Source organism: Thiomicrolovo immobilis, assembly GCF_039645955.1.
Classification (GTDB): Bacteria; Campylobacterota; Campylobacteria; order Campylobacterales; family Sulfurimonadaceae; genus Thiomicrolovo; species Thiomicrolovo diazotrophicus.
In genome coordinates this window covers 2,264,124-2,290,651 of sequence record NZ_CP147916.1, presented here as the reverse complement: position 1 = coordinate 2,290,651, position 26,528 = coordinate 2,264,124, and the positions used below count along the sequence as shown (strand labels likewise).

27 protein-coding genes and 1 tRNA gene are annotated in these 26,528 nt (G+C 58.0%); 19 read left to right on the top strand and 9 right to left on the bottom strand.

Going from position 1 to position 26,528, the window contains the following annotated elements; all coding sequences use genetic code 11:
- Positions 1 to 108: 108 nt before the first annotated feature.
- From hisIE to WCX72_RS11785, 3 genes are all read right to left on the bottom strand, one after another.
- Positions 109 to 789 carry a bifunctional phosphoribosyl-AMP cyclohydrolase/phosphoribosyl-ATP diphosphatase HisIE gene (gene hisIE / locus WCX72_RS11795; RefSeq protein ID WP_345969941.1) on the bottom strand — a complete coding sequence of 227 codons (681 nt, stop codon included), beginning with the start codon at positions 787 to 789 and terminating at the stop codon, positions 109 to 111.
- Between the two features lie 74 nt (positions 790 to 863).
- Complete coding sequence (locus WCX72_RS11790) at positions 864 to 1,931, bottom strand: prohibitin family protein (RefSeq protein WP_345969940.1); 1,068 nt, start codon at positions 1,929 to 1,931, stop codon at positions 864 to 866.
- Between the two features lie 13 nt (positions 1,932 to 1,944).
- Entirely contained in the window at positions 1,945 to 2,862 is a 918-nt protein-coding gene (locus tag WCX72_RS11785; RefSeq protein ID WP_345969939.1) for a branched-chain amino acid transaminase, read from the bottom strand.
- Between the two features lie 147 nt (positions 2,863 to 3,009).
- On the opposite strand from WCX72_RS11785, the gene WCX72_RS11780 reads away from it, so the two are divergent.
- From WCX72_RS11780 to WCX72_RS11765, 4 genes are read left to right on the top strand one after another with little or no spacing between them, the layout of a single operon-like run.
- On the top strand, positions 3,010 to 5,145 hold the full coding sequence (locus WCX72_RS11780; protein ID WP_345969938.1) for a xanthine dehydrogenase family protein molybdopterin-binding subunit: 2,136 nt from the start codon (positions 3,010 to 3,012) through the stop codon (positions 5,143 to 5,145).
- Positions 5,136 to 5,579 (top strand): (2Fe-2S)-binding protein, encoded by a 444-nt coding sequence (locus WCX72_RS11775; RefSeq protein ID WP_345969937.1) that lies wholly within the window; start codon positions 5,136 to 5,138, stop codon positions 5,577 to 5,579. The genes WCX72_RS11780 and WCX72_RS11775 overlap by 10 nt, the downstream gene beginning before the upstream one ends.
- A complete protein-coding gene (locus WCX72_RS11770; RefSeq protein WP_345969936.1) occupies positions 5,576 to 6,382 on the top strand; it encodes an FAD binding domain-containing protein in 807 nt (268 codons plus the stop codon). Before WCX72_RS11775 ends, WCX72_RS11770 begins: the two co-directional genes overlap by 4 nt.
- Positions 6,379 to 6,924: an NTP transferase domain-containing protein gene (locus WCX72_RS11765; RefSeq protein ID WP_345969935.1), complete on the top strand. Its 546-nt coding sequence runs from the start codon at positions 6,379 to 6,381 to the stop codon at positions 6,922 to 6,924. The genes WCX72_RS11770 and WCX72_RS11765 overlap by 4 nt, the downstream gene beginning before the upstream one ends.
- A 2-nt stretch (positions 6,925 to 6,926) precedes the next feature.
- On the opposite strand, the gene WCX72_RS11760 is transcribed toward WCX72_RS11765, so the two are convergent.
- The 3 genes from WCX72_RS11760 to WCX72_RS11750 form a co-directional block, all read right to left on the bottom strand.
- Positions 6,927 to 8,210, bottom strand: a complete 1,284-nt coding sequence (locus WCX72_RS11760; protein WP_345969934.1) for an NCS2 family permease — start codon at positions 8,208 to 8,210, stop codon at positions 6,927 to 6,929.
- The gene (ade, locus tag WCX72_RS11755; RefSeq protein WP_345969933.1) at positions 8,207 to 9,835 is read right to left on the bottom strand and encodes an adenine deaminase; all 1,629 of its coding nucleotides are present in this window, start codon (positions 9,833 to 9,835) and stop codon (positions 8,207 to 8,209) included. The genes WCX72_RS11760 and ade overlap by 4 nt, the downstream gene beginning before the upstream one ends.
- A 257-nt stretch (positions 9,836 to 10,092) precedes the next feature.
- A complete protein-coding gene (locus tag WCX72_RS11750) occupies positions 10,093 to 10,542 on the bottom strand; it encodes a globin (RefSeq protein WP_345971563.1) in 450 nt (149 codons plus the stop codon).
- Between the two features lie 276 nt (positions 10,543 to 10,818).
- Here WCX72_RS11750 and WCX72_RS11745 point away from each other — a divergent pair, with 276 nt between their 5' ends.
- From WCX72_RS11745 to WCX72_RS11735, 3 genes are all read left to right on the top strand, one after another.
- Entirely contained in the window at positions 10,819 to 12,234 is a 1,416-nt protein-coding gene (locus tag WCX72_RS11745; RefSeq protein ID WP_345969932.1) for an aldehyde dehydrogenase family protein, read from the top strand.
- 132 nt (positions 12,235 to 12,366) lie between these two features.
- Positions 12,367 to 12,810, top strand: coding sequence for a DUF523 domain-containing protein (locus WCX72_RS11740; protein ID WP_345969931.1), 444 nt, complete (start codon positions 12,367 to 12,369; stop codon positions 12,808 to 12,810).
- Between the two features lie 460 nt (positions 12,811 to 13,270).
- Entirely contained in the window at positions 13,271 to 13,777 is a 507-nt protein-coding gene (locus WCX72_RS11735; RefSeq protein WP_345969930.1) for a peroxiredoxin, read from the top strand.
- Positions 13,778 to 13,834: 57 nt separating this feature from the next.
- Here WCX72_RS11735 and WCX72_RS11730 read toward each other — a convergent pair whose 3' ends face one another.
- Positions 13,835 to 15,448, bottom strand: a complete 1,614-nt coding sequence (locus WCX72_RS11730) for a DUF3373 family protein (protein WP_345969929.1) — start codon at positions 15,446 to 15,448, stop codon at positions 13,835 to 13,837.
- 369 nt (positions 15,449 to 15,817) lie between these two features.
- Here WCX72_RS11730 and rpsB point away from each other — a divergent pair, with 369 nt between their 5' ends.
- The 3 genes from rpsB (at position 15,818) to WCX72_RS11715 (ending at position 18,404) form a co-directional block, all read left to right on the top strand.
- Positions 15,818 to 16,588, top strand: a complete 771-nt coding sequence (rpsB, locus tag WCX72_RS11725) for a 30S ribosomal protein S2 (RefSeq protein ID WP_345969928.1) — start codon at positions 15,818 to 15,820, stop codon at positions 16,586 to 16,588.
- Between the two features lie 2 nt (positions 16,589 to 16,590).
- A complete protein-coding gene (tsf, locus tag WCX72_RS11720; RefSeq protein WP_345969927.1) occupies positions 16,591 to 17,658 on the top strand; it encodes a translation elongation factor Ts in 1,068 nt (355 codons plus the stop codon).
- 101 nt (positions 17,659 to 17,759) lie between these two features.
- On the top strand, positions 17,760 to 18,404 hold the full coding sequence (locus tag WCX72_RS11715; RefSeq protein WP_345969926.1) for an ABC transporter ATP-binding protein: 645 nt from the start codon (positions 17,760 to 17,762) through the stop codon (positions 18,402 to 18,404).
- 4 nt (positions 18,405 to 18,408) lie between these two features.
- Here the strand turns inward: WCX72_RS11715 and WCX72_RS11710 are convergent, their stop codons facing one another.
- Positions 18,409 to 18,876: a hypothetical protein gene (locus WCX72_RS11710; RefSeq protein ID WP_345969925.1), complete on the bottom strand. Its 468-nt coding sequence runs from the start codon at positions 18,874 to 18,876 to the stop codon at positions 18,409 to 18,411.
- A gap of 75 nt (positions 18,877 to 18,951) precedes the next feature.
- Between WCX72_RS11710 and WCX72_RS11705 the strand changes: the two genes are divergently transcribed.
- The 4 genes from WCX72_RS11705 to argS all read left to right on the top strand — a co-directional run bounded on the left by WCX72_RS11705 (position 18,952) and on the right by argS (position 22,215).
- Positions 18,952 to 19,665 (top strand): hypothetical protein, encoded by a 714-nt coding sequence (locus WCX72_RS11705; RefSeq protein WP_345969924.1) that lies wholly within the window; start codon positions 18,952 to 18,954, stop codon positions 19,663 to 19,665.
- On the top strand, positions 19,662 to 20,282 hold the full coding sequence (gene gmk / locus WCX72_RS11700) for a guanylate kinase (protein WP_345969923.1): 621 nt from the start codon (positions 19,662 to 19,664) through the stop codon (positions 20,280 to 20,282). Before WCX72_RS11705 ends, gmk begins: the two co-directional genes overlap by 4 nt.
- A 95-nt stretch (positions 20,283 to 20,377) precedes the next feature.
- Positions 20,378 to 20,614: a twin-arginine translocase TatA/TatE family subunit gene (locus tag WCX72_RS11695; protein WP_231019243.1), complete on the top strand. Its 237-nt coding sequence runs from the start codon at positions 20,378 to 20,380 to the stop codon at positions 20,612 to 20,614.
- Positions 20,615 to 20,619: 5 nt separating this feature from the next.
- Positions 20,620 to 22,215: an arginine--tRNA ligase gene (argS, locus tag WCX72_RS11690; RefSeq protein WP_345969922.1), complete on the top strand. Its 1,596-nt coding sequence runs from the start codon at positions 20,620 to 20,622 to the stop codon at positions 22,213 to 22,215.
- 381 nt (positions 22,216 to 22,596) lie between these two features.
- On the opposite strand, the gene WCX72_RS11685 is transcribed toward argS, so the two are convergent.
- A complete protein-coding gene (locus tag WCX72_RS11685) occupies positions 22,597 to 22,887 on the bottom strand; it encodes a DUF167 family protein (protein ID WP_345969921.1) in 291 nt (96 codons plus the stop codon).
- Between the two features lie 66 nt (positions 22,888 to 22,953).
- Between WCX72_RS11685 and WCX72_RS11680 the strand changes: the two genes are divergently transcribed.
- The 5 genes from WCX72_RS11680 (at position 22,954) to cysN (ending at position 26,520) form a co-directional block, all read left to right on the top strand.
- Positions 22,954 to 23,337, top strand: coding sequence for a hypothetical protein (locus WCX72_RS11680; RefSeq protein WP_345969920.1), 384 nt, complete (start codon positions 22,954 to 22,956; stop codon positions 23,335 to 23,337).
- 5 nt (positions 23,338 to 23,342) lie between these two features.
- Positions 23,343 to 23,702 carry a hypothetical protein gene (locus WCX72_RS11675; RefSeq protein WP_345969919.1) on the top strand — a complete coding sequence of 120 codons (360 nt, stop codon included), beginning with the start codon at positions 23,343 to 23,345 and terminating at the stop codon, positions 23,700 to 23,702.
- Positions 23,703 to 23,746: 44 nt separating this feature from the next.
- A tRNA-Arg gene (locus WCX72_RS11670) sits at positions 23,747 to 23,822 on the top strand.
- 311 nt (positions 23,823 to 24,133) lie between these two features.
- Positions 24,134 to 25,045 carry a sulfate adenylyltransferase subunit CysD gene (gene cysD / locus WCX72_RS11665; RefSeq protein WP_231019237.1) on the top strand — a complete coding sequence of 304 codons (912 nt, stop codon included), beginning with the start codon at positions 24,134 to 24,136 and terminating at the stop codon, positions 25,043 to 25,045.
- Positions 25,045 to 26,520: a sulfate adenylyltransferase subunit CysN gene (cysN, locus tag WCX72_RS11660; protein WP_345969918.1), complete on the top strand. Its 1,476-nt coding sequence runs from the start codon at positions 25,045 to 25,047 to the stop codon at positions 26,518 to 26,520. The genes cysD and cysN overlap by 1 nt, the downstream gene beginning before the upstream one ends.
- Positions 26,521 to 26,528 lie beyond the last annotated feature (8 nt).

Sequence of the window (26,528 nt, the reverse complement as noted above, 5' to 3'; positions counted from 1 at the left end):
TCTATTTATCCGCTCGACACGCTAATTACCATTTCTGACTTTATAGAAGAAGTAGATACTTCCGCAGAATTCTGCAGTATACACTTTAGAAGAAGAATAGCCCTTGGTTTATGAAGGGCGTGAGGCCTTTTCCGCGATGCCGCTCATGCCGAAGCGGCGGGCGAGCTCCTGCTTGATGCGGTCGGGGGAGATATTCTTGTAGCCCAGGGCGACGAGGACGTGGTAGGTGAGGTCCGCCGCTTCGTAGACGATCTCCTCTTCGTCGTCGTCCTTGACGGCGAAACTGAACTCTCCTGCCTCTTCGACGACCTTTTTGAGGATCGTGTTTTCCCCTTTACTCAGTAGCTTGGCCGTCCAGGAGGTTTCCGGGTCGGCGTTCTTGCGTTCGAGGATCGTGTGGTAGAGGGTGTCGATAATGCCGTAGGCTGCCGTCGTATCGACCTCGACCTGCATTGTTTCGCTGCCGCTGTCGAGCTCGGTGAAGAAGCAGGATTTGCGGCCGGTGTGGCAGGCGACACCCTCCTGCTCCACTTTGAGCAGCAGGGTGTCGTCGTCGCAGTCGATGAGGAACTGCTTGATGTGCTGCAGGTGGCCGCTGCTTTCGCCCTTTTTCCACAGCCGCTGCTTGGAACGGGAGTAGTAGTGGGCGAGTTTCGTCTCCAGGGAGAGCTGGAGGGCTTCACGGTTCATATAGGCCATCATCAGGACTTCGTTCGTATGGACGTCCTGCACGATGACGGGAAGCAGTTCCTGTTTTTGCCAATCGACCCGATTGAGTATTTCTTGCATGTTTCTTCCAGGAAAAAGGATTGAATCAAAGCGGCTGTATGCCGGCTTGATTCAACCCTCCGAGAGGGAGGGGGTTACTTGATGGCGCTCTGGCGCTGCGGGTTCTTCATGTCGACCCAGATGTTCGGGGTGGAGCCTCCCGGGGTCAGGAAGATCTTCGCATCTTTGTTCTCGCGCAGGGCGTCGTTGAACTGTCCCTGGACCTTGATCTGTTCCATCTGGAGAAGCTTGTCCGTCAGTGAGGCGCTGATGGCCTTGTTGGCCTGGGCGGTTGCGTCGGCTTCGATCTTGATCGCGTTGGCTTTACCCTCCGCCTCGATGCGGACGGCATTGGCTTTACCCTGGGCCTCGGCGGCCCGTTTGAGGGCTTCCTGCTTGGCACGCTGGACATCCTGCTCGGCTTTCTGGACCTGCTGCTTGGCGATCTGGACGCTTTCGATCTGGTCCTTGACCTTCTGCGGCAGGACGATTTCACGCAGCTGCACCGACTGGAAGATGGCAGGAGAGTTCTCCTGCCCCTCGATGCTTTGGCGGATGCCCTGTTCGATCTGGTTCGCGATGGTATTGCGGTTCGTCGGCAGGGATTCCGCTTCGTACTGGCCGACGACGTTGCGGACAATGTCGCGCACGACGGGATTGATGATCTTCTCTTCCCAGCTGAAGCCCCAGTTGGAGATCGTCTGTGCCGCGTACTGCGCATTGAGGCGGTACTGGACCGTCAGTTCGATGGAGACGGGCAGACCGCGTTTATCCAAGACGGTGATCGCCGGACGGACTTCAAGGCCTTCGCCTTCGGCCCCGGCACGCTCGATGCGGCTGGCGTAGTTGATGATCCTCACCTTCGTATCGACGAGGTAGACCTTCTGGATCACGGGGATGATAAAGTGCAGGCCCGGCAGGAGGGCGTTGGGTTCATACTTCCCGTTGGTCGCGAGGATACCGCGTTCGCCTTCGGTAATGATAACGAAGGGTTTGGCGAGGAGCAGGAAGACAACGATGACGACGCCGAGAAGGAGCAGTGCCGATTTGCCTTTGCCCATGTTGAACTCCATCTTGGGGGGCTTGGGCGGGGTGAACCCGCCGCCGCTGCCGCCGGAGCTGCTTTTTTTCTTGTTGAAGTAGTCGTTCATGTCTGTTGCCATGCTTGCTTTCCTTTTAGACGTAGGTCAGGTAGTGCGTGTAGTTCGGGTTGCGTCCGAAGACGACGTCGAAGTAGGCGCTCTGCAGTTTTTCCGTGATCGGACCGCGGGCGCCGTTGCCAAGCACGCGCGCATCGATCTCGCGGACCGGGGTGATCTCCGCGGCCGTGCCGGTCAGGAAGGCTTCATCGGCGATGTAGGCCTCTTCCCGAGTGACGCGGCGGCGGACAACTTCATAGCCCATATCCTGGGCCAGCTCGATGATCGTCTTCTGGGTGATCGATTCGAGGGAGTTGTCGTTCGGCGGCGAGATGAGTTTGCCGTCGCGAACCATGAAGAAGCCCGCGCCGCTCGCCTCGGCGACGTACCCCTGGTCGTCGAGGAGCAGGGCTTCGTCGTAGCCGCACTCGACCGCTTCGAACTTGGCCATCTGCGAGTTCAGGTAGTTTGCGACCGCCTTGGCCTTACCCATGTTGGAGGTGTTGGCCGGGCGGGTGAACGAGGAGATCTTGAGGCGGATACCCTTGCGCATTCCCTCTTCGCCGAGGTAGGCACCCCACTCCCATGCGGCGACGGCCGTCTCGACAGGGGCATCCTTGTGGTAGAGGCCCATAACGCCGTAGCCCAGGAAGGCGAAGGGGCGCAGGTAGACGTTGTCGCCCGTAAAGTCATTCTTGCGGATCAGTTCGATCTGCGCGTTGTTGAGCTCCTCGACGCTGTAGGGGATGTTCAGCAGGACCATTTTGCCCGACTGGATCAGACGCTCGGTGTGGTCGTTGAGGCGGAAGATGGCGTACCCCTTGTCGGTTTTGTACGCCTTGGTCCCCTCGATGACGCCGTTGCCGTAGTGCAGCGTATGTGACAGTACGTGGACTTTTGATTCCTGCCAGGGAAGGAATTCGCCGTTCATCCAAATGTACTTGGCTTCGTTCATTGGTTCTCCAAATTATCGGTAATTCTACGAAAGTCGGATATTTTATCCAAGTGGTGTTTAAGGCTGCGTTAATGGGGCTTTCGCGAATGTTTGGGCATAATGGTTTAAGGTGGCTCCGGAGGGAGCCGTTCGTGCGAGGAGGAGGCGATGGGAGTCGTAGGCGAGAGTGTCGTTCGTGTCGATGCCGCGTCGAAAGCGGACGGGACGTTGCGCTATACGGATGATCTGCCTTTTGAGGGGTTGTACGGGGCGGTTGTCCGCTCCGAGATCGCGTACGGAAAGATCCGTGCGATCACCTTTGACGCCTCCTTTGATTTCTCCGATATCATCATTGTCGACCACAGAGACATCGAGGGTCGCAATGCCAACGTCGTTCTGACCGACGACCAGCCCTTCCTGGCGGAGGCGAGGATCCGGCATATCGGGGAGCCGATCCTCCTGATGGCGCACCGTTCCAAGCACCGTTTGCGTGAGGCAATGGCCCATATCACGATCGACTACGACGCGCAGGAGCCGGTACTGAGCATGGAGGAGTCCCTAGCGCTCAAGCAGCGGCTCTACGGCGAGGATAACGTCTTCAAAGCTATTCATACGGTCCAAGGGAGCCCTCCGCAGAAGACGGGTCTATTCAGTCTGGAAAAGACCTACACGACCCAGCACCAGGAGCAGGCATACCTGGAACCGCAGAGCATGCTGGCGCGCTACAACGGCGGGCGGGTCAAGATCATCGGTTCGATGCAGTGCCCCTTCTTCGTCGAGGCGGCGCTGGAGGGACTGGCCGGCGAGAAGATCGAGGTGGAGCAGGCCCCCACCGGCGGCGGCTTCGGCGGCAAGGAGGACTACCCCTCCCTCATTGCGGGCTACGCCTACCTGCTGTGCAAGAAGGCGGGGCAGGATGTCAAGATCGTTTATGAACGTGAAGAGGATATCGCCTACACGACCAAGCGGCACCCCTCAAAACTGCGCTACAGGAGCCGTTTCGACGCCACGGGAAAACTGCATGCGCTTGAAGTGGATGTCACGATCGACGGCGGGGCGTATGTAACGCTCTCGCCCGTCGTCCTTGCGCGCTGCGTTCTGCATGCGGCGGGCTTCTACGACTGCGGCTATATCAGGGTCGATGCCCGCGCCGTGGCGACGAATACGCCGCCCAACGGGGCATTCCGCGGTTTCGGTGCCCCGCAGGTCCTTTTCGGGATCGAGCGCCATATGGACGATATCGCCCGTCATCTCGGCCTCTCGCCGGCGGCGGTCCGCGAGGGCAATCTTCCCGGTGCGGGTTCGGTTGGCGTTTCGGGGGTGCCGATCGCTGAATACGCCCGGCTGCGTGATCTGTTCGAGACCGCAAGGCGTGAGAGCGGTTTTGATGCCATTTATGACGCCCCGGCGCCGAACCGTGGGATTGGAATGGCGCTCTTCATGCACGGAGCGGGCTACACGGGCGTCGGGGAGAGCATGCTGGCTTCCAGCGTCTCGATCGCCCTGGAGGCGGACGGCAGCGTCGAGATCCGTGTCGGAAGCGTGGAGATGGGGCAGGGGACGCTGACGGCGCTGCCGCAGATCGTTGCCGATGCACTGGACCTCCCCGTCGGGATGGTCTCCTGCCGTACACCGAATACCGCCGAAGTTGCCGACAGCGGGCCGACGGTCGCCTCGCGGACCGTGATGATCGTCGGGCGTCTGCTCGCGCAGGCGGCGGGTAAGCTGAAAACGGCGCTCGGCGATTACGGTACTCCCGATGCGTACCGGGCGGCGGTAGCGCGCTATTGCAAAAGCGGCGGTCCGCTGCAGTTCGGGGCCTCCTATGAACAGCCCGCCGGCATTCTCTGGGATGAAGACCTCTTTTACGGCAACGGCTACGAGGCGTACGGGCTGGGATGCTACATCGCCGAAGTGGAAGTCGACCCCGTCGACTACCGCGTCCGGGTCGTCCGTTTCGACGCCTACAACGACGTCGGGCAGGTCGTTAACCCGGTGATGGCGGAGGGGCAGGTCGAAGGGGGCGTAGCCCAGGGGATCGGGTACGCCCTGTTCGAGCGCCTGGTGTATGAAGCGGGGCGGGTTCACTCCCCGCATTTGAGCGATTATACACTGCCGATGGCCCCCGATCTACCGGAAATTGCAGTGCGTTTCCTCGGCACAGACGGCCCTTCGCTGGGGCTGGGGGAGCTGCCGATGGACGGTCCGTCCGCCGCCGTCGCCAACGCACTGGTCCATGCCCTTGGGAGCGCGTTCGACGCCTTGCCGATTATCCCGGAAGCCGTGGAGGAAGCATGCAGATAACGTGTACGATCAACGGCAAAATCCACCGTTTCGACTGCGCCCCGGAGACCCGGGTGCTTGACCTGGTGCGCGACGCGGGAATGACGTCGGTCAAGGCGGGCTGCGGCGAAGGGGAGTGCGGCGCCTGCAGCCTCTTCGTCAACGGCAGACTCGTCAACGCCTGCCTGCTGCTCGCCCCGCAGATACAGGACGCGGAGATTGTGACGCTGGAGGGACTGCAGGAGGAGACGGCTGCAATCCGCGAAAGCTTCGCCGAACACGGAGCGGTGCAGTGCGGCTTCTGCACGCCGGGCTTCGCCCTGCGCGCCTACGACTACCTGAGCCATGGCGGTGAACGCAGTGAAGAGGCGATCAGGGCGGCCCTGGACGGCAACCTCTGCCGCTGTACCGGATACAAGAAGATCGTCGAGGCGATCACGAAGGTGAAGTCATGAACTATCTGCGCGCGACGAATCTCGGCGAGGTGACGGCACTGCTGGAAGAGTATCCGGAGGCACTGCTGCTCTGCGGCAGCACCGACGCGGCGCTGCAGTTGCGGCAGGCTGCTGACACCGCCACCCTCATCGACATCCACGCCCTGGAGGAGCTGAAAGGCGTCAGTGCGGAGGGCGACCGCATGCGGATCGGTACGCTTGTGACGCTAAACGAACTGCTTTACAGCGACGCGGTCCGGGAGTCCCTGCCGCTGCTGGCCGCGTGCGCCGAATCCTTCGGCTCACACCAGATCCGCAACCTCGCCACCGTCGGCGGCAACATCGCCAACGCCTCGCCCGCCGCGGACCTGACGGCCGCGCTGGTGGCGCTGGAGGCTTCGGTGACGCTGGCGTCGCAGGACGGGGAGCGGAGCGTGCCGCTGGAAACGCTCTTCTGCGGCTACAAATGCACGAAACTCGACCATGAGCTCATTACCGCCGTCACCGTCCCGTTGCAGACAGGGAGCTGGTACTACCGAAAGGCGGGGATGCGGGAGCGGCTCAACATCGCGAAGGTGAGCATCGCCCTGACGCACGGCAGCGGGGGTTTCCGCATCAGCGGGGCGTCACTGGGTCCCTCTCCCGTCCGCTTCCGAACCCTCGAGGCTCTGCTGGACGGGGGCGTGTACGACGACGCGGCGATCAAAGCGGCCCTTGAGAACGATGCGGACCCCTCCGGTGGGTACCGTTCGACGAAGGCGTACCGCCTCCGGGTGGCGTTCAACATGATCAAAGAAGCCCTCTCGCAGCCGGAGGAGAGATGACGGTCGTCCTGCTCGCCGCGGGGAAATCCTCCCGCAGTTCCGTGATGAAACCGCTCTACAGGGTGGACGGTGAGTACCTGATCAACCGGCAGATCCGGCAGCTGCGCAGCTACGGGTACGACGTCGCCGTCGTCCTGGGGCATGCCTTTGATCAGATCGGCGCCGCCCTTCCAGAGGGGGTGCGCGTCATCCGCAACGAAGCGTACGGGGAGGGGATGTTCTCCTCCGTGAAGAAGGCATTCGAGACGCTCGATGCACCGGAACTGTACTTCTGCCAAGTGGACCGCCCTGTACCGGACAAGGGTGTCTTCGAGGCACTCTCAAGAAGCAAAAGCCCCGTGGCGACGGCTTTTTTCGAGGGACACCGCGCCCCGCCGCAGCGCATCAGCGCCGTTATGAAAAGCGATCTGCTCGCCTCGGACGTGGGACGCCTTGATGCATGGATCGAGGCTACCGGCATCGCAGAGGCCGTTGCCGTCGACGATCCAAAGGTGGCGCTCAACGCCAATACGGACGAGGAACTCAGGCGCATTTTCGGCTGAGTTTAGAGCACGAAGAAAAAGAGTAGGGCGACGGCGGCGAGGACGCCCATCGCGATATCGATCTGCCTGAAACGCCCCTGGATGAGGCGGATAAAGACGTAGGCGAGTGATCCCAGCAGCAGCCCGTCGGTAATGGAGTAGGTGAGCGGCATCCCCAGGACGATGAGGAAGCTACTGTACTTGACCGCCGCGTCCGAATAGTCGATATGCTGCAGTTCCCCGAACATCATGACGCCGATAACGATAAGCACCGGATAGATGGCATTGGAGGGGATCGCCTGGAAAAAGGGGAGCCAGAAGAGCGGCAGAATGAAGAGCAGCCCGGTAACGACGGCGGTCAGTCCCGTCCGCCCGCCCGCTTCGACACCTGCCGCGCTCTCGATGAACGCGGTCGTGCTGGTCACCCCGGCGAGGCCGCTGAGCATCGTCGCCGCGGCGTCGGCCTCGATGGTGCGCTGCAGGGGGACGGAATCCCTGCCGTGAAAGAGGTTGGCGCGCATGCCGACCCCGGTCAGAGTGCCCAGGGTGTCGAAGAGGTCGGTGATGAGAAAGATGAGAATGAGCGGCGCCATCGAGAGGCTCAGGGCAGAGGCGATGTCGAGCTCGAAGGCGATCGGCGCCATGGAAGCGGGCAGGGAGAAAAAGGCCCCGGGCATCGGCTCCACCCCCGTCGCCCAGGCGAGCAGGGCGGTCAGTATGATGGAGAGGATAAAGGCCCCGCGGACCTTCTTGATGACAAGCAAGATCGCCAGGGCGAGGCCGAAGAGGCCGATGAGCAAGTGGGGGTCTTTGAGGTTGCCCAGGGTGACCAGGGTTGCCGGGCTGTCCGTGATGAGGTGAAGCTGTTCCATCCCGATAAAAGCGATGAAGGCACCTATCCCCGCGCTGACGGCGCGTTTGACATCGATGGGGATCGTTGCGATCATCCAGCGCCGCAGCGGAGTGATGCTGATAAGGATGTAGAGGATGCCGGAAAGGAAGACGATCCCCAGGGCCGTTTGCCACGCCAGCCCCATCCCTTTGACGAGCCCGAAGCTGAAGTAGGCGTTGAGCCCCATGCCGACGCTCATGGCAATCGGGGTGTTGGCCCAGAGGCCGTTGAGGATAGAGGCGATGATGGTCATAACCGCCGTTGCGGTAATGACGGCATCGAAGGGAAGACCCGCCGCGCTGAGGATCGCGGCGTTGACGGGGATGATGTAGAGCATGGCGAGGAAGGTCGTAAAGCCGGCGGTCATCTCGGTGCGGATGTCCGTGCCGTGGTCGCGGAGTTGAAAGAGGTTCATGGTTCTAATTTGCACCCTTTGATGAAGTGGAAGCTCCGCCCGTCGAAGAGCCCTTTGTCGCTGAGCTTGAGCTCGGGGATGACGAGCAGCGCCATAAACGATAGCGTCATAAAGGGTGCATGCAATTTCGAACCCAGCGCGCTCTTGACGAAGCGGTCCAGCGCCTCGTACTGCTTGGCGACCTCGAAGCCGTCCTCCCCGCTCATGATCCCGCCAATGCGCAGCGGAAGCAGATGCTCAGCTGCTTCGTTGAGGGCACAGACACCTCCTTGCGCGTCGACCACAAGGTTGACCGCCCTGGCGATGGCTTCGTCGCTGCAGCCGACAGCGATGATGTTGTGCGAATCGTGGGCGACACTGGAGGCGATGGCCCCCTCTTTCAGCCCGAAACCGCTGACATAGGCGACGGCGGGCGGGGCATCTTCGTAACGGTTGACGACGGCGATTTTGAGGATGTCGTGCTCGGGGTCACCGATGCGGTGGGCGGGGACGTTTTTCAGCGAGGCGACCATCTCGTGGGTGACCAGTTCGCCGTCGACGGCCTCGATCACCTCCGCGGTGTCGCAGGGCGGGAGGGCAAAATCCTCCGGCCGCTTAAGTGAGGCATGGAAGTTGTTGAGTTCCGGCAGCGGCACGGAGGGGATCAGGCTCCTGCCTTTTTCGGCCACCGTACGGCCCCCGATAACGGTCCGTAGGACGGTGAAATCCTCCAGGGTGTCGACTTCAATGAGGTCGGCGCGTTCCCCTGGCTGCAGCGTCCCGACACCGAGGCCATAGTGCTCAATGGGGTTGAGGCAGGCGATGCGCAGCACGTCGAAAAGGTCATACCCTTTTGCGACGGCACGCCGTACGAGGGCGTCGATGTGTTCGCGGTGGAGGTCGTCGGGGTGGCGGTCGTCGCTGCAGAACATCAGCATTTCTGGGTATTTGCCTATCAATGGGGCAAGGGCTTCGAAGTTTTTCGCGGCGGAGCCTTCGCGGATCAGGATCTTCATCCCCGCTTGCACCTTCTCCAGCCCCTCTTCGTAGCTGAAGGCCTCATGGTCGGTCGTGATGCCCGCAGCGATGTAGCGTTTCAGGTCGTCGCCGCGCAGGCCGGGGGCGTGGCCGTCGACGGGTTTACCCAGCGCCTTTGCAACCGCGATCTTCGCGAGCATTTCCGCGTCGCCGGCAATGACCCCGGGGAAGTTCATCACCTCGCTGAGATAGCCGATCTGCGGGTTCGCCAGCAGTGTTTTCACTTCATCGACGCCGAGGGTCGCGCCGCTCGTCTCAAAGGGGGTCGCCGGGACGCAGGGGGAGGCCCCGAAGGCGAAGTGGAAGGGAACCTTCTGGGCATTCTCCAGCATGAACTCGACTCCTTTGATCCCGAGGACGTTGGCGATCTCGTGGGGGTCGGAGACGGTCGCCACGGTGCCGTGGAGCGTGGCGAGGCGGGCGAATTCGCTCGGCGGGAGCATGGAGCTTTCGATGTGGATATGGGCGTCGATGAAACCGGGGAGGAGGTAGGTGGAGCAGGGGGTGCCGATTTTGGTGACGGAATCGATAACGCCGTTCTCAATGATGACTTTGGCGGGGTAGATCTCGCGGCGGCGGATATCAACGTAGTTGGATTCGATGACCATGGTTTTGCACCTCTTTTCAATCGAATACATTTTTGCATAGATGGGATAAAGGGGGGATTACTTGGAAAGTTGCTGTTTTCTAGTTGGTGTGCTGTTCCCTTTCTTCTTTGCTCGCACAAAGAAGAAACCGAACCCGAAAGAAGAAAGTGCGAAAGGCTGTTGCTTTCGGGATATTCCATTCCCAGGCGATCCGGCTGACACGCTAAGTACCGTTTCCGCCTTGAAGTGAAGAAACGGATACTTTTAGTGTCTAGCGTTTAGGCGGAGGGGGTATTGATCATCCAGGCGGAGAAGACGTTGATGTAGTCCCAGAAAGACTGGACGTACGCTTCGTCTATGCCCTCTTCGACGAGCTGGGGCAGCAGCTGGGCGTAAAACTCCAGCCAGCGGCGGCGGGCCGCTTCGTCGATGCGGAAGGGGGCGTGGCGGCCGACCATGCGGGGTTCGCCGCGGTGCTGGTTGAAGTAGTCCGGACCGCCGCAGATCTGGATAAAGAAGTCGGCGGCATTGGTTTTTGCCTGCTGGAAATCGTCTTCGTCATTGACGGGGAAGAGGAAGGCGATATCGCTGTCGCGGATCAGTTCGTAGTGGTCATCGACGAGTTTGCGGAAGCGCGCTTCGCCGACCTGCGGGTAGAAGCCGGGGTGGGGTTTTGTCACTGGGGGACGGACGCCGAGCTGGCCGGGGATGATTTCAAGGTTAAGCATCATTTTCCTATCGGCGGCATCCGGGAGATGCCGCATTTTTTGTTTCGATTGTAAAAGGTTTTTTCTAAAATCAGTGTTAATGGCGGGCGGCAAACGGCGGCTTAACGGCCCGCTTTGTATAATAGATACACTTTTTTGCAGGATTTTTGTGAGCACCGGCATTGCCTTGGGACAGAGCGCGGGTCGCTGCGCGTGGGCCTGCCGCCGAGGCGAACCAAGTGTTAACGTAGGTATCCGGGCTTTGCCCGGATAGCGTAAAAGAAGAGAGGAATAGTAGTGGAAGCAAAGGTATTTTTCGGCTCAAACGAAGCGGTGACGGGGAGCTGGACGGAACGCCGCAGCCCCTATGACAGCAGAGTCGTGTCGAAGGCTCCCGTCTGCGGCGCAGAGGAGACGCTGCAGGCGCTGAAGATCGCCAAAGCGGCCACCAAAGCGGCCAAAGCGTCGACGTTGTCGCAGCGTTGCGACTGGCTGCACGACGTGGCGGCAAAGCTGCGGGAGCAGAAAGAGGATCTGGCCAAAACAATCACGGATGAGGTCGGCAAACCGATCGCTTTTTCACGGGTCGAGGTGGAGCGCTGCATCGAGACGGTCACCCTCGCCGCCGAGACGATGCGCACCATGCACGGCGAAACGATCAATACCGATGCGATGCCCAGCGGCCGCAAAACGACGGCCTTCTATATCCGTGAACCCGTCGGCGTTATCGGTGCAATCACCCCCTTCAACTTCCCGCTGAACCTGGTGGCGCACAAGCTTGCCCCGGCCCTCGTCGCGGGCAATACGGTCGTGCTCAAGCCGACACCGGAGGCGCCGCTGACGGCCTACAAGTTCGCCAAACTTTTCATCGAGAGCCCCCATGCGGTCAAAGACGCGCTGAGCGTCGTCTACGGCGATGCCGAAGTCGGCAGCACCCTGGTCGGCAGCGATATCCCGCGCAAGATCAGCTTCACCGGTTCCGTCCCGGTCGGCAACATCATCACCAAGAGTGCGGGGATCAAAAAGGTGAGCCTGGAGCTGGGCGGCAACGCGGCGACTTTCATCGACAAGAGCGCCGACCTCGATCTCGCCGCGCAGCGCTGTGCGCTCGGGGCCTTCGTCAATTCCGGTCAGGTCTGCATCTCGCTGCAGCGCATCTATGTCCACGGCGACGTCTACGACGAGTTTGCGCAAAAAATGGCCGAAGCGACGCAGAAGCTCGCGGTCGGTTCACCTTATGACGATGATACCTTCATGGGGCCGCTCATCAACGAAGAGTCGGCGGAACGGGCGCTTTCATGGGTGCAAAGCGCCATCGAGGAGGGCGCGCGGCCGATGACGGAGGTGAAGTGCGAAGGCACGATGTTCTACCCGACGGTGATGGCGGACGTCACCGACGATATGGCGATCGTCTGCGAGGAGGTCTTCGCGCCGATCGTCTCCCTGGTGAAGGTCGAGGGGTTTGACGACGCTGCCCCCCGCATGAACGATTCGCCCTACGGGCTGCAGTTCTCCGTCTTTACCAATGACCTGGCATTGACGCAGCGCGCAATCAGCGAGCTTGAAGCAGGCGGGGTCGTCATCAACGATATGCCGACCCTGCGTTTCGACATCCAGCCCTACGGCGGGGTCAAGCTCAGCGGCGTCGGTCGCGAGGGGCCGCGGTTCGCCATCGAGGAGATGACGGAACTCAAGTCCGTTGTCATCGCGTAGCATCATGAAAAAAGAGAAGGTGATCGTCTCTGCCTGTCTGCGGGGAGAAGCGTGCCGGTATGACGATATCTCGGGAAAAATCGTGAGCGACCTCACGATTGTTCTGAGTAAGATAGTTTAATGGGATGGAATATGGGAAAGGAAAAGGTAATAGTTTCTGCATGTCTACTGGGCGAAAAATGCCGATATGATGGAGCCACTAAAAAAGATGACGGTGTTCTCGCCTTTCTCGCAGACAAAGAGGTCGTCCCCTTCTGCCCGGAAGCTCCGGTCCTGGGGACACCCCGCGGACGGATCAGTATCATCGCGACGGAGGATCACGGCCTGCGGGTGAAAAAAGATGCGGACGGTACCGACGTCACCGATGCGCTCGTCGAACAGACCGAGACGCTGATCAAGGCGCACCCGGATGCGACGAAGATCATCCTCAAATCGAAATCTCCCAGCTGCGGGATCGGGACGACGCCTATTTTGGATGAAGCGGGCAACGAGATCGCCAAGGGAAACGGGGTGGCTGCAGACCTATTGCTGCATGCGTTTCCAGACATTGATATTTCGGATGAGAATACTTTTTAGGGCTACTTCTTCTTTTCCTTATCTTTTTACAAAGAAACGCAACCAAAAGACAATGGAAAAAGAGAGCTTCGGTTCACCGAAGCGCATTAATCAATAGGCAAACGGTCGTTAAGCGTGCCTTGAAAGCCGTTGCGGAGGCATAAAGCCGGGAGCGGCGTGCGATTCGCGCAACGACGATTTTCTTTTGGTTCTTTTCTTATGAAAAAGAAAAGAATGAGCAGAGTATTTCTTTGCCACTTTTTTAAAAAAAGTAGCGCAAAAAGCGGCCTTTCGCGAATCGCTCATCCCTCCCGGCTTTGGGCCTCCGGGATGGCTTTCAAGGAACGCTCAAGGCCAAGGGCCTATTTGATTGAATGCGCTTCGACGTGTCGAAGCTCTTTCGATTGGTTTTGCGGGGAAGGAATGGTTGCTGCACTTGGTACCTATGCTATGATTCCCCAAAAATGAAAAGGACAAAATAATGCTTGAAATCGGAACCGTTGCACCGGATTTTTGCCTGGAGAACCAGGACGAGGTGGAGATCTGTTCGCGCGATCTCAAAGGGAAATGGATCGTGCTCTACTTCTATCCCAAGGACAATACGCCCGGCTGTACGACCGAAGCGTGCGACTTTACCGAGCAGCTGCCGGAATTCCAGGGGCTCAAGGCGGCCATTTTCGGCGTCAGCGCCGACTCCCCGAAGGTCCACCGCGGTTTTATCGAGAAGCAGTCGCTAAAGATTACCCTGCTCAGCGACCCGGAGCATACGATGATGGAAGATTACGGCGTCTGGGCCCTGAAGAAGAACTACGGTAAAGAGTATATGGGCATCGTCCGCACGACCTACATCATCGACCCGGAGGGCAAGGTTGCCGCGGCATGGGGGAACGTCAAAGTACGCCAGAAGCGTTCAAAGCAGGGGGTCAAATACGAGATCGTACATGTCGAAGAGGTGAAAAAGAAACTGGCGGAATTGCAGAACGGCTAAAGGGTTTTTCTGTTGCTGAAGTAATAAGGTTACTAGCACCGCCCGAAGGGGAGGCGCTTAGTAGCGGTAGCGCAGGTAGAAGCGGATGTCCTGTGCTTTGTCGACGGTCGCGCTTGCCAGTCCCGGATTGGTGGCGGCGAGATCGTCGATCTTATACGGCGTACCCGTCGTGGAGCCGAAGAATCCGTTGGAACCGGTGTAGTCGTAATCGATGTACGTATAGCGGATCTGGAAGCTGAAGACATCCTCGATCAGGTAGTCTGTGTAGTAGGCTTCGTAAGCACTACCGCGCGCCGCGACTTTGGACCCGATGTTCGTATCTTCGGCGTAGGTGATGGAACGCCAGTATTTGTCGCCGTGGTTGTATTCAAAGCCGATGCGTCCCATATCGGTGAACATCGTCGGGACCTGGAGACCGACCCAGTAGGACGAACCGGTTTTGCTCTCTTTCGAACCAAGCATTCCCTGATCGGCCGCACCCTTTTTCGGATCGGTGATACTCACGGCACCGCTGGCGAAGAAGATCGTGTCATCGAGGAAATCGCTCCAGCCGTTGCCGATACCGTTGATCATGAAGTTCGCCGTGACCGCGTGCATGTTCCCGACATCCTGCATGTTGTGGAAGACGTATCCGCTTGGCGTCGGGGTGACGGAAGCGTCGATGAGGTGGGCGGCATAGTAGTACTGCGCGCCGAGGCTGTACTGGCCGTCATCGTAAGGAACGAAGATCAGGCCGCCGAGATCGATGTCCGGGAGGTCGGCGTCATTCTTGGCGTAGGGAGCGGCGATACCCAGGGTATTGTTGCTATCCATATTGATCGTAAAGAACTTCGCGTTGGCATTCGTGCCCCCGCGTCCGGCGCAGAATTTGATGTACATTCCGTCGATGCCGGTGAGATCCTCAAAGCTGAACTTGGAGCTCATACCGTCAAATTCGACGTTGATGTTGTGCCCCATCGGTGACGCGGGACGGTCGTCGTCGCGCAGGTTGATCAGGTGGCCGTTGGTGGAGGGGCGGCGGCCGATGCTAAAGGTCCAGGGGATCTCCGCGCCGAGGAAGGTATCGTTGCGGTAGAAGAAGTAGGCGGAGCGGACGCGGACAACGTCGTCATAGGCGTTTTCGTTCGTGATCCAGTCGAAGGTCTCGAAGCCCGGGTAGCCCCCATTAAACCCGCTGCGGTATCCATAGGCCTTGTTATAGGCGAGCTGGGCCGTAAAGCTCATATTTTCCGTCGCCAGCCACTCCATGTTGAGCCAGAGGCGGTTGGTGAGAAAGGCGTCATTGCTCTGGGTATCGTCGCCGTCGAAGGCCATCGTATCGGGGTTGTAGGCGTTCCCGGCCATCTTGTAGTTCAGGTTGTCGACGGCCGTACGGAAATCGACGCCGAACTTGAGGTGGCTTCCGGAGGTGTTGCGGTTGATGGTACTGATCTGCTCTTCAAGGTCGGTCAGACGCTCATCTGTTTCATCGCCTTCCTCTTCGCTGCCTTCTTCATCGTTTTCCGTTGCTGCTGCCTCATCGGATTTGACGTCTTTCATCGCGGAAAGCTGCTCCTGGAGGGCCTCGATCTGCGCCTCCATCGCCTCCATGCGGTCGGTGGTTTCATCAGCCTGGAGGCCGATACTGAGCATGGCCGCGGCGGCAACGGAAAGGATCAACTGTTTTTTCATTTTAACTCCTTGTATCTGTGTCTGTTTTTCCGGACAACTAATCCTTAACATAAGAAAAACAAATTAATCACAAATGTATCATACAGCCTACCAGAAGTAATATAAATAGAAATTGAAATTAACGGCCGTGAAAGGGAGGAGGAGGCGATATTGCTTAACACTTTCTTAAGGCTATATAAGGTAAAATTCCGCGATTTTCTCCATGCGTTCTGACCGAATTGCCGGGGAACAAGATCTCAGGTGCCAAACCCAAAAACCGGTGCAGCCTTTTCTGAAAAAATAGAGCAGGACTGCCGGGGGCATTGAAGCGAACCGGTATTTTTTAATTTAATCGTGCCCCGGAGGCACGATGCAGAAAGGACCATAATTATGGTAACTATGAAAGACCTTCTCGAGTGTGGTGTCCACTTCGGCCACCAGACACGCCGCTGGAACCCGAAAATGAAAAAATACATCTTCGGTGTCCGCAAGAACATTTACATCATCGACCTGCAGAAGACGCTGCGCTACTTCCGCAACACGTACCAGATCGTCGTTGACGCAACAGCCGAAGGCAAGACGATCATGTTCGTCGGTACGAAGAAGCAGGCACGCGTTGCCGTCAAAGAAGCGGCAGAGAGCTGCGGCATGCCTTACGTCGATAACCGTTGGCTCGGCGGTATGCTGACCAACTTCCCGACGATTCAGAAATCCCTTCGCAAGCTCGAAGTGATCGAGCAGATGCAAGAGAGCGGCCAGATCAACCTGCTGACCAAAAAAGAAGCGCTGATGATGGCACGTACGAAAGAGAAGCTCGAGTCTTACCTCGGCGGTATCCGCGACATGAAAAAACTGCCGGATATGATGTTCGTCGTTGACGCCGTCAAAGAGCACATCGCCGTTAAAGAAGCGCGCAACCTCGGTATCCCGGTTATCGCACCGCTCGATACGAACTGTGATCCGGACGTGATCGACTTCCCGATCCCGGGCAACGACGACGCGATCCGTTCCATCCAGCTTTTCTGTAAAGAGATGGCGGCAGCGGTCAACGAAGGTAAAGCGATGATCGCCGACAACGCGGAAGCGGAAGGCGAAGAGGTAGAAGCGGCTGCAGAAGCTGCGGAAGCAACAGCAGAAGAAACAACGACAGAGGAAGCATAAGCATGGCAGCAATTTCAGCAGCAATGGTAAAAGAGCTGCGTCAGGCGACTGACGCACCGATGATGGACTGTAAAAAGGCGCTCACCGAGTCAAACGGCGACATGGACAAAGCCAAAGAATGGCTGCGTGAACGCGGGATTGCTCAGGCCGCTAAAAAAGCGGACCGCGTTGCTGCTGAAGGCTCTATCGGTCTGAAAATCTCTGCAGACAACAAGCGTGCGACACTGGTCGAGATCAACTCCGAGACAGACTTCGTTGCGAAAAACGAAGGCTTCCAGAACCTCGTTTCTACTACGGTAGAGCAGGCGTTCACGACGGAAGCGGACAGTGCGGAAGCGCTGCGCGAAACCGAGTATGAAGGCAAAGCGTTCAGCGTCTACTTCGACGAAGCGGTCGCAAAGATCGGCGAGAAGATCGAACTCCGCCGCATCGCGGCACTGAGCGGAAGCGAAAATGTCGCAGTCAACGGTTATATCCACTCCAACACGCGCATCGGTGTTATCGTTGCGATCGAGTGTGACTCTGCGAAAACGGCTGACGCTATGGTTGCCGTGGCGAAGCAGGTCGCGATGCATGCATCCGCGATGAAACCGACGACACTGAGCTACAAAGATTTCGACGCTGATTTCGTTGCTGCCGAAACCAAAGGCCGCATCGAAGCGATCAAGAAAGAGAACGAAGAGCTCGCGCGTCTGAAAAAGCCGCTCAAAAACGTGCCGGAGTACATCTCCATGTCTCAACTGACAGAGGATGTCCTGGCAGCGGCTGAAGCGAAGATGAAAGAGGAACTGATCGCCGAAGGCAAGCCTGAGAAGATCATCCCGAACATCCTGCCGGGTAAAATCGCGCGCTACATCGAGGATAACACGACGCTCGACAAAGAGCAGTGCCTCCTGGATCAGAACTATGTTCTCGACGACAAGAAAACGGTAGCTGCCGCAGTTGCCGAAGCGGCAAAAGCTGTCGGCGGTAGCGCTGAAGTCGTCGCATTCGTCCGTCTCGAAGTCGGCGAAGGCATCGAGAAGAAACAAGACGACTTCGCTGCCGAAGTCGCTGCACAGATGGCGTAAGCCCTCTGCTGCTCCCTTCCGGGTGACACTGTCGCCCGCTTTTCTCCCCCACTATCCAAAACTAACCCAGAACTAACGCAAAACGCACTATTATTGCACGTATGAAACTGCTAGAAGCCAGCGGCATTGCCCACCATTTCGATTACCCGCTCTTTTCCGGTGTGGATCTCTCGATCGACAGCCATGAGTCCGTTGCCATCATCGGGGTCAGCGGCAGCGGAAAGTCGACCCTGCTTCACATTCTCTCAACCCTGCTCACGCCCGACAGCGGGGAGGTGACGCTGATGGGCGAATCGATGGAAGGACTCTCCAACCGCGGTCTGGTGGAGCTGCGTCGGAAGCAGCTGGGGATCATTTTCCAGTCGCACTATCTTTTCAAAGGATTTACGGGTGCGGAGAACCTCGAGGTCGCATCCATCCTCTCGAACGAGCCGGTTGAACCCGAACTGCTCCGGGCCCTCAAGATCGAACATGTCGTAAACCAGAAGGTGACAGAACTCTCCGGCGGCCAGCAGCAACGCCTCTCCGTCGCCCGGGTGCTGACGAAGAAGCCGCGGCTTATCTATGCCGATGAGCCGACGGGGAACCTGGACCTGGAGACGGCCTGCGAAGTGATGGACCTCTTTGACAGCTATATCGCGAAACACGACGCCGGGCTCCTGCTCGTCACCCACGAACTGCAGCTGGCGGACCGCTGTCAGCGGGTGTACAAGCTCGAAGAGCATCAGCTGGTCCGCGTGAAATAGCGCCTCAGCGTTCGAAGTACGCTTTGCACTCCTGCTGCAGCAGCTGAACCGTTTCATCGAATGCCTTGCGCTCTTTGCAGAGCATCAGACCTGAAGCGCTTCGGAGCGTCTCGGTCTCGAGCGTACCGCTCACGACGCAGCCTGTTTCGGACGTACGGAGGAGGCTGAAGGTCATGGCTGTTTCGGGGGACAGGAGACAGGCGTGAAGGGAACGGTACATGGCCCACTCTGATGCAGTCTCCCGCGAGGAGGTGATGAGCGTCACATTCTTATCGTTTTCGAGCGCTTGGCGAAGGGCCTGGCGGAGATAGGAGTCACCAAGGCGTTCTGTTACGAGGACCAACGGGGTGCCGCCGCTGCGAATCATGACCCCGAGGGTGTGCCTGGCATCCTGCCAGCGGTGCGGAAGCAAAAGCGCGTTCTCAGCAGAGAGGACCGTGAGGATCAGGCCGGCGATCAGGAGGGGTTTCATTCGAATTGAGATGCTTTTTTGTTACAATGTTAACACACTTTTACGGGTATTTTCATACCGCATTCAAGGGACGTTATGACCATCGCGCTGTTTAACACCACTCCCATTGTCGCTAAATTGGTCGAACGTCTGGCACAAAAACGCGGGGATTCATTATTACAACCGGGTGCCGCCGGCGGGCGGCGGGCGGACGTCGCCATTGTCGATGACAGTGTCGCCGCGAGCTACGACGCAGCGGCTGCGAAAACGCAGGGACACTATGCCATTTTCATCGGCTCGCGCTTCGATGCCATGCCCAAGGGATATGACGCGGCACTGGGGAAACCGTTCCTGCCTGAAGAGCTGGCGCGGGCCCTTGATGATGCGGAGATGGCCGTAAGCGCCCTGGTTGAACGCAGCGACGTCTTCGACGCTGATGAAGCGGCGGAAGCGTGGGAGGAGGAGTCGGCGGCACCGCTCTTTGACAGCGCGGAGATCGATGAGCTCAAAGAGCTGCTCGATGCCGTGGAGGGCGAAGAGGCCGAAGGGCCGACGTACGGCGATCAGATCGAAGCGGCGATGGAACACATCGACCGGCGGGAGTGGGAACAGCCGATCGAGGAGGTGCTCTATGACGCCGATGCACCGGAACGCACGCCGGAAGAGACGGATTTCAGCGACATCGACCTGCATGCGCGTGGTGTCGAAGCTCTGCAGGATCTGATGGCGATCCTCAGCGACGAATCGGTCGCGCAGGCGCTCAAGGCGATGGGTGTGCGCATTGATATTTCATTCGGGGAGAAGGCATGAACAAAAACGGCGGAGCGATCCTGGTCCTGTCGGGCCCAAGCGGTGCGGGGAAGAGTTCCCTGATCAAAAAAGTGGCCGAGGCGATCGGACCCTACTACTTCTCGATCTCGACGACGACACGTCCGATGCGCGAGGGGGAAGTGGACGGTGTGCATTACCACTTCGTCGATGAGGAGAGTTTCAAGCGCGATATCGACGAGGAGAACTTCCTGGAGTATGCCGTCGTCCACGGCAACTACTACGGTACTTCGCTCAAGCCCGTCAAGGCGGCCCTCGCCGAGGGGAAGCTGGTCATCTTTGACATCGACGTCCAGGGGCACGACGCCGTTCAGAACCGCATGGGCGACATTACGACTTCCGCGTTCATCACGACCCCGACGCTGAGCGAACTTGAACAGCGTCTGCGGGCGCGGGCAACCGATGCGGCGGAGGTGATCGAACGCCGGATCGATATGGCCAAACGCGAGGTTCAGCGCATGAGCGAGTACGACTACATCATCATCAACGACGACCTCGACGAGGCGGCGGAGGTGCTTGTCTCCGTCGCCAGGGCCGCCCGCCTGAAAGTCCCGACCCTCAAGATCAACGCATTCGTACAGGCGTGGGAAGCGCACTAGCGCCCCTCCCGCCGCCGCAAACGTTTTTACTAACCAATATCCCTGCATTTTTTCGCTATTATTACATTTCCAAAAAAACCACCTAAGGAATTACTATGGGTATGCCAAGCGGAACTGAACTGCTGTTGATTTTCGGGATCATCGTCCTGCTCTTCGGTGCGAAAAAAATTCCGGATCTTGCCAAGGGTATCGGCAAGGGAATCAAGAACTTCAAGAATGAGATGAAAGACGAACCGGAAGAGGTTGCAAGCAACGAGGCCCCCAAAAAAGTCGAGGGCGGTGACGCAACGGCGGCTTCCGAAGCACCCAAAGAATCCGAAAAACAGGCGTAATCGATTTGAAACAGCGTGTATCGGCGCTTCTCAAAGCGCAATTTGAGCGCGAAGTCGTGCTCGAAAAGCCCAAGGACCGCTCCTTCGGGCACTACGCCACCCCCATTGCATTCTCGCTGGCCAAGGAGTTGCGCAAATCACCGATGGTGATCGCCGACGAACTGGCCTCCTCATTCGGCGAACATGCGATGTTCTCCGCGGTCGAAGCGACGAAGGGGTACATCAACTTCCGACTCTCCGAAGCCTTTATGGACGAATACGCCGGCTGGGCCCTGCAAAACCCTGAGCAGTTCGGCCATGCCGACCGGGAAGGCAAGATCCTGCTCGAGTTCGTCAGCGCGAACCCGACGGGACCGCTGCACATCGGCCATGCCCGCGGCGCGGTCTACGGCGACACGCTCTTGCGCCTCGGACGCCGCCTGGGCTACGACATCACGGCCGAGTACTATGTCAACGACGCCGGGAACCAGATCGACCTGCTGGGCCTGAGCCTGCAGCTCGAAGGGCAGCACAGCGTCCTCAACATGGAAGTCGAGTGGCCGGAGAAGTACTACCGCGGCGAATACATGACGATCCTGGCCGAAGAGGCACTCGGCGCATTCGGCAGCGACATCCTCACCAACGTTGACCGCCAGAAAGAGCTCGCGCTCTGGGCGAAGGACAAGGTGATGGCTCTGATCGTCTCCGACCTGGGCGACGCGAATATCCACTTCGACACCTTCGTCAGCGAAGCGTCGCTCTACGACGACTGGGACCGGGTGATGAAGAAGCTGGGCGATGGCGTTTACGAGGGCGAGGAGAAGCTCTGGCTCCGTTCGACGGAGCACGGGGACGAGAAAGACCGGGTCGTCGTGCGCGAAGACGGCCGTCCGACCTACCTGGCCGGCGACATCGTCTACCACAACCGCAAGTTCGAGCAGGGGTTTGACCACTATATCAACATCTGGGGCGCGGACCACCACGGCTATATCGCCCGCGTCAAAGCGGCGGCGCGTTTCCTGGGTTACGACCCCGAGAAGCTGGAGATCCTGCTGTCGCAGATGGTCAGCCTGCTCAAAGACGGCGAACCGTACAAAATGAGCAAGCGGGCCGGCAACGTTATTTTGATGAGCGACATCGTCGAGGAGATCGGCGCGGACGCCCTGCGCTTTATCTTCGCGAGCAAGAAGAGCGATACGGCCCTGGAGTTCGACGTCGAGACGCTCAAGAAGCAGGACAACTCTAATCCGGTCTACTACATCAACTACGCCCATGCGCGGATCCAGACGATCCTCTCCAAGAGCGAGCTGACGGAGGAGCAGATCATGGCGGCGGAGCTCACAGGGCTCAATGCCGACGCCGACGCGCTGCTCTTCGAGGCGCTGCTGCTGCCTGAAGTGATCGAGGACGCCTTCGCATCGCGCCAGGTGCAGAAGCTGCCGGAGTACCTCAAGTCCCTCGCGGCCCGTCTGCACAAGTTCTACTACGACTACCGCGTACTGGGGACCGAGGAAGAAGCGAAACTGCTCAAACTCTTCCTGATGGTCGCCCTCTCCATCCGCACCGGCCTCTCCCTGATGGGGATCACGGCCAAAGACCGGATGGTCGCTGACGAGAAGTAAGCTTCGGGCTTACTTCGCCACTCACTACTTTCTTTCTTCTGCACAAGAAAGCTTCGACACGTCGAAGCGCATCTATCAATAGGCAAACGGTCGTTAAGCGTGCCATGAAAGCCGCTGCGGAGGCATAAAGCCGGGAGCAGCGAGCGATTCGCGCAACGACGATTTTCTTTTGGTTCTTTTCTTATGAAAAAGAAAAGAATGAGGATAATACTTCTTTGCCACTTTTTTAGAAAAAGTAGCGTAAAAAGCGGCCTTTCGCGAATCGCTCATCCCTCCCGGCTTTATGCCTCCGGGATGGCTTACAAAGAGCGCTCAAGGCCAATTCTTGATTTCATTTAATGCGCTTCGACGTGTCGAAGCTCTTATTAGACATAATGCAGATTACGCTGACACCGGCGGTTCGATACCGTCGGGCAGAAGCCGGGGACTTTTGATCCGCACCCGTTTATTCCTTCCCAGCTCCCCGGACTCTATCGTGACGTCCCCCTTGGCGACCTTGCACATTTTCGCCAGCAGTGCTATGATGTGTTTATTGGCCTTGCCGTCCACAGGCGGGGCGGTAATGCGCAGTTTACGCTCCTCGCCCATGATTTCGGCCAGTTCGTTGGAACTCGCTTTTGGCTGGATACGCAAATGAAGAATGAGATCGTCGTTATCGAAGGTGTACCACATAACGGCATTATAGCGCGTAGCAATTCGTAGTCCACTCTATGTGCTACATGCTACAAAGGGCTGCCTATGAAACTTTTTTTCCTGATCGTCCCTATGCTGCTTTTTGCCGCAACAGGGCAGGAGTGTACCCGGATGCTCGAAGCCTTCGCACCGGTTGAAAAGGCGTATGACGCGGTGATAGAGGCCGAGATACCCTCCCCGGCAAGTGAAAAGGTGATACGGCAGTTCCGGAGCGAGGGCGGGAAGATCTATAAGCTTTGCAAAGATCGGATGAGCACAACGAAGTGGTATATGCTCGGCAAGAAGATCAGCTCCGATAAGACGGACATCGCCTCATTCCACCTGGAAAACGTTGCAGAGCTGAAACATTATGCCATTACCCACCCGCCGGTCGTGACAGAGGTGCGCTGCGGCACGATCCAGCAGGGTATCCACCCTTTGCCGAGGTGAAGGTCATGAGACTATTCATCATTGTCCTGATGTTCTTGCCAGTACTGCTGAGTGCGGTGTCGTGCGATAAACTGGAGAGCGACTTTGCCGCGCTGGACAAGCAGTACCGCGCCGCGAAACGTATCCAATCCCCGACGTCGCGCTACGACTACTACTACCGCTACATCGCCAAAGGGGCAGAACTGATGGTCTGGTGCCGCAACGATCCGCGCAACTACAGCTATACGGAGATCGTGCGCAAGCTCCGTGCGGCGGACCGCGAACGCAGCGGATTGCGCCAGAGTGTCATCGAAGAGCAGTGGCGCGTCAACGGCGTTCAGCCCGTTGTCAATGTTATCTACAAAGAGTGCGTCTACCAGTATTGAAAGCTCCGTTCGATACAATATCTTTCTTCTTTTTCTTCCGATACGTCCTCATCGCTTAACAGGATAAAGCAGGGCCCTCCTAAGGCCTAGCTCGAGGTTCGAGTCCTCGTGGGGACACCACCGGTTTTTCGTGACCAATGCCGACCGATATTGTTTAAAAAATAAGCTATATTCGTGCGCTGATAGCGTAAAAATTTGTTAGCATTTTGTAACACTAAACCACTAGTTAATGCACTATTTATATGAGAAAAGGTAGAATCCGAAGATTTTATAGAGAGCAGCAGCGGGAATACGATAACGTATTTATAGACAGCTGCCTAGATGATGAAAGTGCATATTACTGCTATTTCCTGGAGTGGTTCCTGCACAAGGGTAGAGTGCCTCTGCAATCAAAATAACACCCATAGATTCAAAAGGAAGGATAAACATAGATGCTAGATGAGAAACGCCTGACACACCTCAAACAGCTTGAGGCCGAATCGGTGCACATATTGCGCGAAGTCGCCGCAGCCTTTTCAAACCCCGTGATGATGTATTCGGTCGGGAAGGACTCCTCGGTTATGCTGCATCTGGCGATGAAAGCCTTTGCCCCCGGCAAAGTGCCTTTTCCAATGTTGCATGTCGATACCCAGTGGAAGTTCGGCGAGATGATCGAATTCCGCGACCGCCGTGCCAAAGAGTTGGGATTTGACCTGGTCGTGCATTCGAACCCCGAGGGAGAGCGTATGAATATCTCTCCCTTCGAACACGGCAGCAAGGTGCATACGGACATTATGAAAACAGAGGGCCTGAAGCAGGCGCTTAACATGGGCGGATACGATGCCGTCATCGGCGGGGCGCGCCGGGACGAGGAGAAATCGCGGGCCAAAGAGCGCATCTTCTCCTTCCGCGACAAGCAGCACCGCTGGGACCCGAAAAACCAGCGTCCGGAGCTGTGGAACGTCTATAACACGGCGATCCAGAAGGGCGAAAGCGTTCGGGTCTTCCCGATTTCCAACTGGACGGAGCTCGATATCTGGCAGTACATCTACCTTGAGCAGATCCCCATTCCGTCGCTCTATTTCGCCAAGGAACGTCCGGTTGTCGAGTATGAAGGGACCAAGATTATGGTCGATGACGAACGGGTGCCTGAAGAGCTCAAGGCCAAGGCGAAAAACGAGATGGTCCGTTTCCGGACACTGGGCTGCTACCCGCTGACGGGAGCGATCAACTCTTCGGCCGCCACCCTGCCGGAGATCATCAAAGAGATGCTGCTTTCCAAAAGCAGTGAACGCGAAGGCCGTCTGATCGACAAGGATCAGGAAGGGGCAATGGAAAAGAAAAAAATCGAGGGGTACTTTTAATGGCGCATACACCGGCAGAGAATATCGAAGCTTATCTCAAGGAGCATGAGAACAAGGATATGCTCCGTTTTTTGACCTGCGGAAGCGTCGATGACGGAAAAAGCACTCTGATCGGGCGCCTGCTTTACGATTCGAAGATGATCTTCGAAGATCAGCTCGCCGCCGCGGAGAGCGAAAGCAAAAAGTATGGCACGACCGGCGAGAAGATCGATATGGCGCTGCTCGTCGACGGGCTGCAGAGCGAACGTGAGCAGGGGATTACCATTGACGTCGCCTACCGCTTCTTCGCGACGGACAAGCGCAAATACATCATCGCCGACACTCCGGGCCACGAGCAGTACACGCGCAATATGGTTACCGGCGCCTCGACGGCGGACGTTGCCATTATCCTCATCGATGCGCGCAAGGGGATCCTGACCCAGACGCGGCGCCATACCTACATCGTCAACCTGCTGGGGATCCGTCACATTGTCGTGGCGGTGAACAAAATGGACCTTGTCGACTTTTCCGAAGAGCGCTTTGAGGAGATCAAGCACTCCTATGAGAAAGAGGTGCTCGACCAGCTGCCGATGCACGGTGCGGCGCGTCCGGAGACGATTTATATTCCGATGAGTGCCCTGGACGGGGACAACGTTGTCGACAAGAGTGACCGTATGCCGTGGTTTAAAGAGAAACCGCTGCTCGAACTGCTCGACACCATCGACTACCGCAATGCCGAACAGATCGCCGGGGATAAGGCCTCGTTCCGCTTCCCGGTGCAGTACGTCAACCGCCCGAACCTCGATTTCCGCGGCTTCTGCGGGACCATCGCTTCGGGCAGCGTCCGCGTCGGTGATGCCATCACCGTGCTGCCTTCGGGCAAGACAACGACCGTCAAAAGTATTATCAACTCCGGCGACGTGACCGAGGCGGACCGTCATGCAACGGCGGATGCAGCCTATGCACCGATGGCCGTGACGATCACGACAGAGGATGAGGTCGACATCAGCCGCGGGGATATGCTGGTACATACGGATGACGTTCCCCGCGTCTCCAATGCATTGAAAGTGATGCTCGTCTGGATGGACGAGACCCCGATGCAGCCGGAGCAGAGCTATTACATCAAGCGGGCAACCTCAGACGCGACCGGTCGTTTTGAAGACATCAACTACAAGATCGATGTCAATACGTACGAGCGTGAACAGGTCGATACGCTGGCGCTCAATGATATTGCCTCGTGCAAGTTGGTGCTCAACCGTCCCATCGCGGCGGACCACTACAGCGACAACCGTCAGACCGGCAGTTTTATCGTGGTTGACCGCGTGACGAACAATACCGTCGGGGCGGGGATGATCGTCGAAGTCGCCGCGCGGGAGCATGAGAAAGTTGCAGCGGTACGTGACTATACCGAGGCCGAAAAGGCGCTCAACGCCTACATACGTGAACACTTCCCCGAGTGGGGTGCCCGTGACGTTTCCGTATTTGAGAAAAACTAAGTAAAACG